This window comes from Terriglobus sp. TAA 43 (assembly GCF_000800015.1).
Classification (GTDB): Bacteria; Acidobacteriota; Terriglobia; order Terriglobales; family Acidobacteriaceae; genus Terriglobus.
Window position 1 is genome coordinate 1,759,835 of the sequence record NZ_JUGR01000001.1, and the last position, 13,934, is coordinate 1,773,768.

General features: G+C 55.7%; 13 protein-coding genes. 8 read left to right on the forward strand and 5 right to left on the reverse strand.

What is annotated here, in order from left to right:
- Positions 1-278 precede the first annotated feature (278 nt).
- Positions 279-1,733 (forward strand): GH1 family beta-glucosidase, encoded by a 1,455-nt coding sequence (locus M504_RS07380; RefSeq protein ID WP_047489650.1) that lies wholly within the window; start codon positions 279-281, stop codon positions 1,731-1,733.
- A gap of 1 nt (position 1,734) precedes the next feature.
- On the opposite strand, the gene M504_RS07385 is transcribed toward M504_RS07380, so the two are convergent.
- On the reverse strand, positions 1,735-2,982 hold the full coding sequence (locus M504_RS07385; protein ID WP_047489652.1) for a DUF2264 domain-containing protein: 1,248 nt from the start codon (positions 2,980-2,982) through the stop codon (positions 1,735-1,737).
- Positions 2,983-3,224: 242 nt separating this feature from the next.
- Between M504_RS07385 and M504_RS07390 the strand changes: the two genes are divergently transcribed.
- The 7 genes from M504_RS07390 to M504_RS07420 all read left to right on the forward strand — a co-directional run bounded on the left by M504_RS07390 (position 3,225) and on the right by M504_RS07420 (position 8,352).
- Entirely contained in the window at positions 3,225-4,286 is a 1,062-nt protein-coding gene (locus M504_RS07390) for a deoxyhypusine synthase (RefSeq protein ID WP_047489655.1), read from the forward strand.
- Positions 4,287-4,446: 160 nt separating this feature from the next.
- Complete coding sequence (locus M504_RS07395; RefSeq protein ID WP_047493944.1) at positions 4,447-4,830, forward strand: response regulator; 384 nt, start codon at positions 4,447-4,449, stop codon at positions 4,828-4,830.
- Between the two features lie 2 nt (positions 4,831-4,832).
- Complete coding sequence (locus M504_RS07400) at positions 4,833-5,156, forward strand: Hpt domain-containing protein (protein ID WP_047489658.1); 324 nt, start codon at positions 4,833-4,835, stop codon at positions 5,154-5,156.
- A gap of 56 nt (positions 5,157-5,212) precedes the next feature.
- Positions 5,213-5,551, forward strand: coding sequence for a phage holin family protein (locus M504_RS07405; protein ID WP_047489659.1), 339 nt, complete (start codon positions 5,213-5,215; stop codon positions 5,549-5,551).
- Between the two features lie 30 nt (positions 5,552-5,581).
- On the forward strand, positions 5,582-6,616 hold the full coding sequence (locus M504_RS07410) for a zinc-binding alcohol dehydrogenase family protein (protein WP_047489662.1): 1,035 nt from the start codon (positions 5,582-5,584) through the stop codon (positions 6,614-6,616).
- The gene (locus M504_RS07415; protein ID WP_047489665.1) at positions 6,616-7,113 is read left to right on the forward strand and encodes a hypothetical protein; all 498 of its coding nucleotides are present in this window, start codon (positions 6,616-6,618) and stop codon (positions 7,111-7,113) included. The genes M504_RS07410 and M504_RS07415 overlap by 1 nt, the downstream gene beginning before the upstream one ends.
- Before the next feature lie 6 nt (positions 7,114-7,119).
- Positions 7,120-8,352, forward strand: coding sequence for a cation:proton antiporter (locus M504_RS07420; RefSeq protein ID WP_047489669.1), 1,233 nt, complete (start codon positions 7,120-7,122; stop codon positions 8,350-8,352).
- A 66-nt stretch (positions 8,353-8,418) separates the two neighbouring features.
- Here the strand turns inward: M504_RS07420 and M504_RS07425 are convergent, their stop codons facing one another.
- From M504_RS07425 to M504_RS07440, 4 genes are all read right to left on the reverse strand, one after another.
- Entirely contained in the window at positions 8,419-8,829 is a 411-nt protein-coding gene (locus M504_RS07425; protein WP_047489673.1) for a hypothetical protein, read from the reverse strand.
- 6 nt (positions 8,830-8,835) lie between these two features.
- Positions 8,836-9,312: a hypothetical protein gene (locus M504_RS07430; RefSeq protein ID WP_047489675.1), complete on the reverse strand. Its 477-nt coding sequence runs from the start codon at positions 9,310-9,312 to the stop codon at positions 8,836-8,838.
- A 123-nt stretch (positions 9,313-9,435) separates the two neighbouring features.
- Complete coding sequence (locus M504_RS07435; protein WP_052200503.1) at positions 9,436-11,181, reverse strand: MFS transporter; 1,746 nt, start codon at positions 11,179-11,181, stop codon at positions 9,436-9,438.
- A 97-nt stretch (positions 11,182-11,278) separates the two neighbouring features.
- Positions 11,279-13,804: a 2-oxoglutarate dehydrogenase E1 component gene (locus M504_RS07440; RefSeq protein WP_047489678.1), complete on the reverse strand. Its 2,526-nt coding sequence runs from the start codon at positions 13,802-13,804 to the stop codon at positions 11,279-11,281.
- Between the last annotated feature and the right edge of the window lie 130 nt (positions 13,805-13,934).

The window sequence follows — 13,934 nt, forward strand, 5'->3', positions numbered from 1 at the left end:
TGTCTTCAAAATGCATCTTCTGAAAGGACAGCTCCATGAACTCTAATTTCCGCTTTCGCGATTACGCTCTTCCGCTTGCACTGGTTCTTGCTGCGCTCATGTTGCTCACGCGGCCGTCACAGGATACTCCGCATCAGCACGCGCATAGCGTTTGCACGATGGACGAGAGTTCGCCACTACCTCTCTAAATTGGCTACAGAAATAAGCGGTACACGGTACGGCATAACCCGGGTCTACTATCGACACCAGGAAGTTTTTCCGAAAGGGGTCCTTCTCCCATGCCGTACCGTATCTCCCGCCGTGGATTTGGAAAACTCGCAGGCATCTTTGCAGCCGCATCCGCTTCTCCTCTCCGTCTGTTTGCAGACGTGGCGCAACCACAGTCCACAGCACATGCAGGTCTCCCTTTCCCCAAGGGATTTCTATGGGGTTCAGCAACTGCTTCGTATCAGGTGGAAGGCGCTGTCAATGAAGACGGGCGCGGTCCCAGCATCTGGGATACGTTCAGCCATACCGCGGGCAAAACGCACAACGGCGATACGGGTGACGTGTCGACAGACAGCTACCATCGTTACGCCGAAGACATTGCGCTGATGAAAGAACTTGGTCTAAAGACATGCAGGTTTTCGGTTGCGTGGTCGCGTATCTTTCCCACGGGCAGCGGACAGGTGAATCAGAAAGGCATCGATCACTATCGCAAGTTCTGCGAAGCGCTGCGGGCGGCAGGCATTGAACCGTATTGCACGCTCTATCACTGGGATCTACCGCAGGCGCTGGAAGACAAAGGCGGATGGCGCAATCATGACACCGCGAAGATCTTCGCTGACTACGCAGGCTACACCGCGGGCAAACTCAGCGATCTCTGCTCAAACTTCATGACCATGAATGAAATCTGGACCTTTGTGGAACTCGGTTACGGCAATGGTGTTCATGCGCCCGGATTGAAACTGTCACGCGGTGAACTGGCGCAGGTTCGGCATCACGCTGTGCTGGGTCATGGATTGTCTGTTGGTGCCGTGCGGGCGGCGGCGCCGAAAGCAAAGGTAGGCGCAGCAGAGAACCTGAGCGCCATTGTGCCGGTATATGACGCACCGGAACATGTGGCGGCAGCACGCAAGGCGATGGTGGAGCAAAACGCTGGATACCTAACGGTGATGCGCACAGGCAAATACACCGATCACTACCTGAAGACGCTGGGAGCGGATGCGCCCAAGTTCACACCAGATGAGATGAAGGCGATTGGTTCACCGCTGGACTTCCAGGGACTGAACATCTACACGGCAACGTACGCGCGTGCGGTGAATAACGAACTGGGCTTTGACATGGTGGGCAATCCTGCATCGTATCCGCACATGGAAAGTCCGTGGCTTACAATTGGCCCCGATGCCCTCTATTGGGCGCCGAAGCTGGTACACGAAGCGTTTGGCATCAACGAAATCTACATCACGGAAAACGGCTGCTCCTCTTCTGACGTAGTCGCAGGCGATGGCCACATCTATGACACAGACCGCGTAATGTATCTGCGCAACTACCTGATGCATTTGCAACGTGCAGTAAGCGAAGGTATTCCAGTGAAGGGCTACTTTTTGTGGAGCCTGCTGGATAACTATGAGTGGGCTGATGGTTATGACAAACGTTTCGGCATTACTTATGTTGACTTCAAAACGCAAAAGCGCACGCCGAAACTGAGCAGCGACTTCTACAAGAACGTGATCGCCAAGAATTCTCTGTAAGTTATCCGGTAATGGCATGATCGGCGGGTGCATCTTCGCCCGCCCATACCTTCTTCTGCGTCCACGCAGCATCCGCATCGGCCCAGAATGGATGGGAATGCGGTAGGCCCAACGGCAACCACGCAGCGCTACAGAGATACAGGCTTCCGGTGGAGATATACGTTTCGCCTAGCGATGGCTGATGACCTGCCAGACCAATCTGCAGCCAGCCCTTGCTGTCGAACGTACCTGCCGCATCCAGTGTCCGATGCTGTACCGCCGTCAGTGCTGCTCGCACCTGTGCAGGTTTTACATGTTCGTCCAGAAGTCCGCGTAACGAAACATCAGCAAGCAACTGGAACGCCCCTGCGCGATAGGTGATGGAACGACCAAGCACGGGGAATGCGCCGTCTGGGCCGATCATTCGTTCCTGAATAGCCGCGTAACGTGTGGCATGTTTCGCAATCTCCTCACGCATGTTCTTCCACACTGCAGCTTCATCCCCCAACACCTGCATCAACATCAGCAGATACGGTTGCATCACGTAGCTGTTGTAGTTATCCGCATGAAAGTCTGGCCCGTCACCGTAAAGGCCATCGCCTTTGTACCAGCTATGCAGTGAATTGAGCGCATAGGCGACACGCATCTTGTCGTAATCGGCCCCAAGGCGGAAGAGCAGCGCTTCATCCATCGCAGAAAACAGAACCCAGTTATTGAGACCAGTGAGTACCTTGCGTTCCGCGATCATCGCAGCGATGAGTTGCTGTTTTGTTTTTGGCGATAACGTGTCGATCAACTGCTTTGGTGCACGCAGCATGGCAAGCGCAAGAAACGATGCGTCCACCACGGTCTGCGAGGAATCGCCAAAGCGCATGTAATCCGGCGACGCAGGATCGACCGCCGATGCGATCGCCTCCTTCGCCATCGCACGATACCTTTCGCGCAGCTTTGTCTCAAGTGCGCTTTCACCCGCAACGGGATCAAGTTCGAGCCACGGTGCGAGACCCATCATCAATCGACCGAGCGCTTCAAGATGTGTCCCGATCGCGCGTTCTGCTTCGTGGCCTTTCACTGCTTCCACCGGCATGGTCTTGCGCAGTTCACGTTTCGATAACGCCGCGAGTACAGGCTCAGAAACTTTCTCGACCCAGTTAAGCCATTGCTCGCGTGTGCTGGTCGTACTGGAAACAGTTTGTGATGACTGTGCCTTGGAGAAAGCGGGAGCGATGGCGGCAAGTGTTGCGCTTCCGAGAAAGTTACGGCGATTCATCTTCGGTTGTTGTCCTCGTGTGCAGCATCCTACCGCGTGCATTTGGTAGCTTGCACGTTGCACATTCAAACGCACCTATCGCAGCGGAAGACATGCCTTGGCGACTTGTTGAGGCTTTCTGCCGGTGAAATAGATGTTTTTACAGCGAATATAAGGTGAAGAAAGGCAACTGTTTTCTGCTCACGAAATCTTCATAAAACCCGCGTCCCGACTGGCGAAAACGCGATACACTGGTAGACGTTATGTCAACGAAACAGGAACTCCTCCAGAACCCGATCCAGCACATCGACATCAAGCAGCACAACGTTGTCGCACTGGTTGATGCCATGAACCACATGGCTTACTCTTCCCGCGACCTTGCACGCGCTGCCACGATTTACGACATGATGCTGCGCGACACCGAGTGCGGCGTCATCCTCTGCCTCGCCGGATCGCTGATCTCTGCGGGCCTGCAGCAGGTCATCATCGACCTGCTGCGCAACAACATGGTGGACGCTATCGTCTCCACCGGCGCAAACATCGTTGACCAGGACTTCTTTGAAGCTCTCGGATTCAAGCACTACGTTGCCGGCGAAGAGTACAAGTACGGCGCGGGCGACGCTGAGCTGCGCGAAATGATGATCGACCGCATCTATGACACGTTCATCGATGAGGAAGAGCTGCGCATCTGCGACGAAACGACCGAGAAGATCATCAACGGCATGAAGCCGGGTGCGTACTCCTCGCGTGAGTTCATCAAGGAAATGGGCAAGTACCTGGCCGAGAACGGCCGCACGCCCAAGAACGGCAACGAAGACTCCATCGTCCTTGCTGCCTATGAGCTGAACATCCCCATCTTCTGCCCCGCATTCTCTGACTGCTCGTTCGGCTTCGGCATCGTGGCTCACCAGCACGCTCGCCAGGGCAAGCCCATGTGCTCGATTGACAGCGGCAAGGACTTCTACGAACTGACCCAGCTGAAGATTCAGAACCCGACCACCGGCCTGCTGATGATCGGCGGCGGCGTTCCGAAGAACTTCGCGCAGGACATCGTGGTGGCTGCGGACATTCTGGGCGTGGAAGCTTCCATGCACAAGTACGCCATCCAGATCACGGTTGCTGACGCACGCGACGGCGCTCTTTCCGGCTCGACCCTGAAGGAAGCTTCTTCGTGGGGCAAGGTCGACCTGACCTGGGAGCAGATGGTGTACAGCGAGGCGACCATCGCCCTGCCGCTGATCGCCGGTTATGCGTACCACAAGAAGGCTTACGCAGCCCGCACCGCCAAGGCCTTTGCCCAGGTGCTTGAGCCGGTCACGGCGTAAGAGCATCCTCCGTAGGAAAATCGACGGCGGCCCTTCGGGGTCGCCGTTCTTGCTATTGCCTCGCATTCCCAGATTGCAACTGACCACACCAGAAGAGTCCGATATCCCACAGAAGCTGCATGACGCGCGCCTTCCAGCAGCCGTAAGATTGTCTTCGACGATGCATCGCATTCTGCTGATTGACGACGAAGACGATATTCGAGAGGTGGCTTCGCTCACTCTGGAAGTGACTGCGGGTTGGCGTGTGCTCACAGCGGACTCCGGCACCGCTGGCATTCGCGCAGCACTAGCTGAAAAACCGGAAGCCATCCTGATGGATGTGATGATGCCCGAGATGGACGGCCCGACCACCTTCCGTGAAATGCAGAAAATCCCGGAACTGGCGAACATTCCCGTCATCCTTCTGACGGCTAAGGTACAAGGTGTCGATCAGCGACGGTTTTCCGACCTGGGTGTGGCCGCAGTCTTATTCAAACCCTTTGATCCCATGACACTGGCCCAACAGATTGCCGAAGTACTGCACTGGGATAGTGTGGCCGCCTAGCCATGGAAGAAGTCCCCATGCAGGCGGCGCTGGCCGCCATCTGGAAGAAAAACCTGCATCAGACACGCGACCGCTTAACCCTGCTACAGCGTGCAGCAGACCACCTCAGCACGACTCGAACGCTTGAAGAAGATCTGCGAGGTGAGGCCGTTTCCACGGCTCATAAGATGGCCGGTTCGTTGGGAATGTTCGGATTGCACAGCGCTACCGAAGCTGCACGCGCAGTTGAACAATCGCTCGATCACAATGGCCTTCCACAACCGGAACGACTGCAGGAACAAGTGGACGCGTTGACAGCAATCCTCGCCCCACACCTGTCCGATTGAACAGGGTCATAAAATATTGCGCCGACCGATAGTGTTTTCGTGCTAATCCTACTGGCATGATTCTTCATGCTTTGTTGGTATGGCTCCTGAGTGCGCTTGCGCTGGTTGTTGCAGCGTACCTCCTTCCTTCGGTGGAGATCGATTCTTTTGGCACAGCGCTGATTGCTGCCGTGCTGATCGGCCTGCTGAACGCAACGCTGGGCTTTCTCATCCGCCTGGTGGCATTTCCCATCACGTGGCTGCTCCCCGGCTTGATGTACCTGATCTGCGACGCCATCATGATCTACATCGTGTCGCGTTTTGTGCGAGGGTTTTCCGTGAAGAACTTCACGGCGGCATTTCTCTGCGCGCTGGTCGTTGCCGTGGTGAACGTTCTTCTTTCGTACATCGTGTAATGACGGGCGGGGGCACGGTAGACTCGGTCTATGAAGGCTGTTGGCTACCACACCCCCCTACCCATCGAAGACCCAGACGCATTGCTGGACATTGAACTTGAGATGCCCACAGCGCGTGACCGTGACCTGTTGGTAGAGGTCCGCGCGATCTCCGTGAACCCCGTCGATATTAAGCAGCGCAAAAGCGCGAAGCCCGACGCGGGCAAAGAGTACAAAGTGCTGGGCTGGGATTGCGCAGGCGTCGTTGTGGGCACGGGCAAGCTGACCTCAATGTTCAAGAAGGGCGATGAGGTCTACTACTCCGGTTGCATTGCTCGGCAGGGTGCGAATGCGCAGTTTCATTCTGTAGACGAACGCATCGTTGCGATCAAGCCAAAGAGATTGAGCTTTGCACAAGCTGCCGCACTTCCGCTTACTTCGCTCACAGCCTGGGAGATTCTGTTCGATCGCTTTGGCGTGGAGCAGCGTCGCATTGGCTATGGAGCCCCTCGTAAGGGATCGATTCTGATCATTGGCGCTGCGGGCGGTGTGGGTTCAATGCTGATGCAGATCGCATCGCACATGACGCCGCTGACTGTTGTCGCAACAGCTTCGCGCCCTGAGACTGCCGAATGGTGCCGCCAGATGGGTGCGGATTATGTCATTGACCATCATCGCGACATCCGCACACAGATGCAGGAGCTGGGACTGGGCGAGGTGGAATACATTGCCCTGCTCTCCGCAACGGATACGCATTATCCCGGCATCGCAGAACTGCTTGCGCCACAGGGAAAGATCGCCATCATTGACGATCCGCAAAAGCCAGTGGATGCGCGTCCTCTGAAGCGCAAGAGTGCGTCCATCTGTTGGGAGTTCATGTTCACGCGCAGCTACTACGAGACGCCGGACATCCTTCGCCAACATGATTCGCTCACCGAAGTCAGCAAGCTGATGGACCTGGGCACTCTGAAGACCACCATGACGAAGAGCTATGGCACGATCAATGCGCAGAATCTGAAGATGGCGCATGCATGGATTGAAAGCGGACGTTCCATTGGCAAGATCGTGCTGGAAGGCTGGGAGTAATGATCAGCAAACGCGTGCCGCTGTTTGATCCGGCGGCACAACCATCGTCATGGAACCAGCGCATCGGTGCGAGTGACTTCGCCGTGCATTACTCCAGCTTTCCGGACGGCTTTACTGGCTCACCATACTGCGACGTGTTCGCCTCTGCAGCGGAAGCAGAAGCCTATGCGCAGAACTATGTGATCGACCATCCGCAGGTTCGATGCCGCGTGTATGACGCACACGGCTTGGTGGGTGCACCGTTGTTTGAAGTGGCAGGCAAGTCCTTCAAAGGCGAAAGCAATCTAAGCCAGTTCCGGCGCTGGGGTGGCAGTGTTCTGTTTGTCGTGGGATCCATCCTGTTCTCCATCGACGTCTTTCAGGACTACCGATTGCTATGGCCTTCCACCATTGGTTCCCGCCTTGCAATTCCCGGCGCGCTGTTGCTGGTAACAGAGGGACTCGTGGTGCTTACTGCGCGACACAACGCGAAAAAGAAAGCTGCGGCAGCTGCGTAAGAGCGCATGAACCCTCTTCTCGTTTCCATGCTGGTGGTGTTGTCCACGACTCTTGTATGTGGATGGATTGCTCGCAGGCTTGGGCAGGCCAGCGTGATCGGCGAAATGGCCGGGGGCATCTTGCTGGGGCCTACGTTGCTTGGTCGACTCATGCCTTCCACTTGGCATGCACTCTTTACGCCTGCAACGCTTAGCGCATTTGATGTGCTAAGCACACTCGGCCTGGTGCTGTATCTGTTTCTGATTGGCAGTTCACTTGACTACAGCCACATGCATCAGCAGAAGAAGACCGCTGCTGCCGCAGGGCTGGCAAGCCTGCTGTTGCCATTTGCATTGGGTGTCATGGTGGCAAAGCCAACCATGACACGCTTCCCCACTTCGGTCGCGCTACTTCCGTTCACATTGTTCCTTGGCATCTCGCTCAGCATCACAGCATTTCCTGTGCTCGCAAGAATCCTGGAAGAACGCGGGCTCACAGCCACACCGTTGGGTGTAACAGCGCTGCTGTGCGCTGCAGCCGATGATGTATGTGCATGGATGTTGCTCGCGGTAGCCATGTCCATCATGCCGCACAACGGCAGCGCACTCTCCATGCCGGTGCGCATGATGCTGTTCGCCGCGTATCTACTGGTGATGCTTGTAGTGACGCGCTTCGCACAAGCCATTGCGAATCGGCACAATGAACGTTCGCTTTCTGCATCGATCGTTGCAGGCTCAGTGTTGGTGGCATTGCTCTCCGCTGCAACTACGGATGCGCTTGGACTCCATTCATTGTTTGGAGCATTCGTTGCAGGCCTCGCGTTCCCACGCATTCCAAAATGGCAGAAGACACTCAACGATTCGTTACAGGTGCCGGTCACATCGTTGTTGCTGCCGTTTTTCTTTGCGCTCACAGGGCTTCGCACGCGTCTGGATCTGTTGCAAGGCAGCGGAGTGTTTTCGTGGACACTACTGCTCTTGCTTCTCGCTGTTGTGGGCAAGATTGGTGGCGGCGTTATTGCGGCAAGGCCACTCGGCGAATCATGGCGCAACGCATTTGCGCTTGGCGCCATGCTAAACACGCGCGGGCTTGTTGAGTTGATCGTGCTGAATATCGCTTACATGCAGGGCGTATTCGGCCCGGCATTGTTTGCAGCACTGGTCGTTGTCGCGCTGGTGACCACGATCATGACTTCGCCATTGCTAACGCTGTTGCGCATTCGTAATCACAGCAACAAGGCGCAGTTCATTTCCTCTTAGTCGACCTGTGTTCCACGAGGAATTGCACTACAGCTTCAGCGAGGAATAGGAATGCGTGTCTGACTTCTACCTGTTCTTTGCTTGTGGTTTCTTCGCCGAACGATTGATCACGCTGTCCGTATCAACGTTGTCCAGCTTATATTTCAATGCAAGCTTTGACGTATCTTCCGCAGAGATAGAGCTGGCGCCTGCAACAATTTTCGAGTAACTATTGGAGGGAATAACCTGCTTTAACTCGTATGAGCTTTCTGAAGGAAGCGATGCACGCTTATTGACAAGCAGCTTGGCCGTACTGTCATCCAGGCCGAATATGCTGGTGAGCTCGTTTTGATCTGACTTAAAAAGGGCTGCCGTTTGACATGGCTTCAGACACGCAGCAGGTGTGATTGGAAAGTGAGTACAGTCGCAGCCCCAGGCCATAGGAACCAAGGAGAGGCAACCGGCGAAAAGTACGACAAACGCATATTTTCCGACCATTACTATTTACTCCTTATTGAAAATCCACCACATCAGATAGGCAAATATCCATAGTCCAAAGAGGCATAATCCTACCTCCATCCGGAATATTTGCGCATAGGCATCACTATTGAGGGCAGCCTCCAGCTTATCCAGACTGCCGTTGTGTGAATAAAGAGCCGCCAGATATACGCTCTGGACTCTCGTTCCCGAATAGATCGACAAAGAGAGAAACACCCAGGCCGGCACAAAAGCCAGATACGTGCTTCGAAACCAAAGCGACTTAGGACGGTAATAGCTCGTGCTCAGAATAGCCAGGATCGATCCACCAATCATAACCAAGGCCCAGGACGTCAGAGTATTGCTAAGGCTAACTGCGGCTTCAAATATCTTCAGATCCCGCTCGGGCTTTACAGTCGTCGCCTGCGAAACCGCGGCTCTCATCCATCCCTCGACTACAAAAAGAACGGGGATAGCACCCACGTGAATGCGGTTGGTATTCATGAGACCAACACTAATGAAGATTTCGCAGCCAGGTAAAGCTTAAAAATCACCATTTGTAATAGCGTTGCGAGAATGGCGAACTGCGCACATGTTCCGATTTTATTCCACTGCGCATACAGGATTTCAACTTGTTACACCAGAATCGGTAGAAATTTCTGGATCTCGCTCAACATTCGTACGTTCCTTCGCATACACCTGATGTGTCACGCGGGGTAGTTCCTCGCCCTTGTGCAGGTCACGCACACACTGCAATATGGCGAAGTCTGCTGTGGTCATGCGCTCGCGGCTGCGTAGATACTCCAGCCAGCTTTCCATCACGAAGCTTTCTTCCAACCGCTCCGCGTCATTGCCATCACGAAACACGGCCCATCGGATCGCTCCTGTGCGGAGACGCACCTCGCGCAGCTTGTGAATACGACCGACAAACTCGTTGTAGTTCTCCACGTCTACGATGTAGTCCACAAGAATGCGGACAGGGCCATCCTCCGGAGCAGGTTCCAATTCCAGATGAGGCACAGGACGTTTGAACTGGTACGGCGTAAGGTCGGGTAAGCTGCCGCGCAACACATGCAATCGCAGCGTGACAGGCATTGCCACCGCAATGAGCACAGCTGCACTTGCCATGGACGCAGTCACGCTGCTGTGTTCTGCAACATAGCCCCAGACGAACGAACCCAGTGCCAGTCCACCCTGAAAGATCATCTGGTACATGCCCAGAGCGCGCGCCTGCACCCATCCCGGCGATGACAACTGCACACCGGTATTCAGAGTGGCCATCGTGCAGGTCCACGCGAAACCACCGCCGATGAGGAACAGAATATCCAGCGTGACCGAGTGAATGAACGCCAACACCAAGAGCGTGGCCAGGAATTGCACACTGGCAACTGCAAGCACTCGATCCGCAGAAAACTTTGCACGAATGCGTGGCAATGCCACAGCGGCCAACACAGCGCCCAATCCCATTGAGCCATTCAACACACCGTAGCCCGTCGCACCGGAGATGTAATGGCTATGCGTAAATTCACGCCTGGCAATCAGCGAGAGCAATGACCACACGGCAGCAGCAGAAAACGTGAAGAGAAACGCGCGCAGAAAAATCGCCTGCAACACCGGCGCATAACGCAGATAGCGCAGCCCCGTGCCAACTGAACCGAAGATGCGTTCCGCAGGCAGAGCGCTCTTGAACATCGGCTTGCGCTTCCAGTTGTAAAGCACCCAGATGACAGCCGCGAAAGACCCCGCATTCAGAGCGAAGACCCATCCCGCCCCAGTGCTGGCCTTGACGAACAACGCCACCATCAATCCGCCCATCGCAGGGCCCACAGCGCGTGCAAGATTATTGCTGGCAGAAGCAAGCGAAACAGCGTTCGGCACTTCTTCGCGCGGCACCAACTCCGGCACAATTGCCTGCCATGCCGGACTGTTCATAGCAGCGCCCACGTTCATCAGGAACGTCAGCGACAACAGTGCCATGGGACCGATGACACCGAAGAGTGCCAGCACCGCCATCAGAAACACGGCGGCCATCTGCCATGCCTGCCAGAAAATCAATAAACGGCGGCGCTCAAAGATATCTGCCGTAGCTCCGGCAAACAACCCAAGCATCAACACCGGCAGACTCGCTGCGGTTTGCATAGACGCGATGAGTAGCGGCGATCCTGTGAGCGCCGTCATCAACCATGTGGCCGCAGTGTCCTGCATCCACGTGCCCACATTGGACACAGTGGAAGCAATCCAGCGATCACGAAACAGCGGTATCTTCAGTGGGCCAAACCCGTTGTTCTGTGCCGGACGTGGTGCTGCTGCGGCAGCCGCAATCACGGGTACGGGCGATTCTTCGACGGTGTCAGGGCTTGCTTCTGGATTCATGCTCTCTTTGCTAGATGCAGAATGCAGCACTCGCGCTACCTTACACAATGCAAAGGCCGGGCACACGCCCGACCTTTGCACGAACAGATCAACACGACTACTTTTTCGCTTTACCCAACGCCAATTCGATCAGCGCCTTCTCTTCCAGGTCATGCGCCTTGGCCGAACCGGTTGCAGGTGTGGCCGCAGCAGAACGCGATACACGCAGTACGCGACGGTTGCCGGCAGTGCGCTTCAACAATGGATACGCATAGGTCAGCGGCCCCATGTTCGCAGGCTCTTCCTGCACCCAAACAACCTCTTCCGCGTTCGGATACATCTCCAGCGCCTTTGCCAGCGCCTCCTCCGGCCACGGATAGAGCTGTTCCACAAACACGATAGCGGTAGAGTAATCGCCGCGTTTCGCGCGCTCAACACGCAGGTTGTGACCAATCTTGCCAGAGCAGACAAGGATGCGGCGCGGATCCTTTGCCTCAGTATCCGCAAGCACCGTCTGGAACTTCTCTGCGCCGAAATCGGCAATGGGCGACACCGCATCCGGGTGGCGCAGCATCGACTTCGGTGTGAACACGATCAGCGGTTTGCGATACTCGCTGAGCGCCTGACGACGCAGCAGGAGGAAATACTGTGCTGCATTTGACGGCTGCGTCACATACATGTTGTCCGTCGCACAGAGCTGCAGATAGCGCTCAATGCGTGCCGACGAATGTTCCGGTCCCTGGCCTTCATAGCCGTGCGGCAAGAGAAGAACCACACCGCTCAGCAAGCCCCACTTCGCTTCGCCCGCTGCAATGAACTGATCCATGATGATCTGCGCGCCATTGGCGAAGTCACCAAACTGCGCCTCCCACAGCACCAGCGTTTCTGGATAGTCACGCGCATAGCCATACTCAAAGCCAAGCACACCGGCTTCGCTCAGCATGGAGTTATACGCTTCGAAACGGCCCTGCTTGTCTCCGATGTTTTGCAGCGGCGACCATCGCTTCTCCGTCTCGGTGTCCGTGAAGAAGCTGTGACGCTGATTGAACGTGCCGCGCTGCGAATCCTGTCCGGAGAGGCGCACAGGCGTTCCCTTCTCCAACAACGATGCATACGCCACAAGCTCGGCCGTTCCGTAGTCAAACGGCTTGGCACCATTGCCCATCTCTTCGCGCTGCTTCAGCAGAGCCTTGATCTTGGGATGGATATTGAAGCCATCGGGCGTCTTCAACAGAAGCTGCGTCAGGCGCGTGATCTCCGCCGCAGGCAAACCTGTCTTCGTTGGCTCATCCGCAGGCAGATAGCCGCCCTTGTAGTTGTCCCAGTACTTTGGCAACGACGACAGATGCGGCACATGTTGCGCCTGCTTGCCCTCTGCCTGGTCCGCAAGAAACTTCTCGCTGATCTGCTTGATCTCTACCGTTGCATCTACGCCAATACGTTCTGCGTAGCTCTTGTAGAGCACCGGTGTTTCCTTGATCTTTGCGTAACGGCGCGGCTGCGTCACAGTAGGATCATCCACTTCAGAATGACCATGACGGCGATAGCCGATGAGATCGACAACAACATCCGAACCAAACGTAGCGCGATACTCCGCAGCAATCGCAGCCACACGCACCACAGCATCCGGGTCTTCCGCATTCACGTGGAAGATGGGAATCGGAAGACGTTTCGCCATGTCCGTGGCAAAGCGTGACGAGTTCGATTCTTGCGGTTCAGCCGTGAATCCAAGCAGATTGTTCACAACGATCTGAATCGTGCCGCCCACGATGTAGCCATTGATGGTGGCAAGGTCCAGCGTCTCAGCCCAAATGCCCTGTCCTGCAAACGCCGCATCACCGTGAATGATGATTGGCAGCACTTTCTTCGGACCATCTTCGCCAATGCGTACCTGACGTGCTCGCGCACGGCCCATGATCACCGGATCAACCGCCTCAAGATGCGAAGGGTTCGACGCCAGATGAAGGTCAATCGTCTTGCCTGTCGGCGAAGTGTATGTACCCGTTGCACCCTGGTGATACTTCACGTCGCCACCGCCCAAATGGCTGCGCGGATCAACGTCTTCAAACTTGGTAAAGATATCGGCTGCGCTGCGGCCCACCGTGTTCACCATCACGTTCAAACGACCGCGATGGTTCATAGCGAACAGACAGACATCAACACCCAGTTCCGACGACACTTCGAAGGTGCGATCAAGATACGGAACAAGCGCCGTCAGGCCTTCCAACGAGAATCGCTTTGTGCCCAGGTAACGCTGTTGGATGGTCTGCTCAAAGAGATCTGCCTTGATGAGCTGCGTCAGCGTCGTCGCCTGCTGCTGAGGCGTCTCAACGTGCGTCTGCTCCATCTTCTTCTGGAGCCACTCACGCTTCTCCGGCGACGCGATATGCGAGAACTCCAGCGCGACATTGCCGCAGTAATAACGGCGTGCCTCTTCTGCAATGGCGTCGGACCCTTCCGGCAGATCAATGGGAAACGGTTCCTGGGGCAGGTACTGCTTCAGGGGATCCAGCGTCGCCTGGAGATAACCCCACCGGCGGAAAATCTCAAATACTTCCGTCCGCAACTGCGTATTGCTGTTGTCCTGTTCCGGTGTTGCCACGCCTGCCGCCTGCTTCCCGTTCGCCTTCGCCCTGGTTGCCATACATCCTCGATTTCGTGCCTATAAGGATAGACCTTCCAAACGACGGCTGGGGAGGTGGCATTGTGCGGTTTACGGTGTTCATGTTCGATATTCGCACCATATTTTGAGATCCCGTGCAAATAGAACTGGG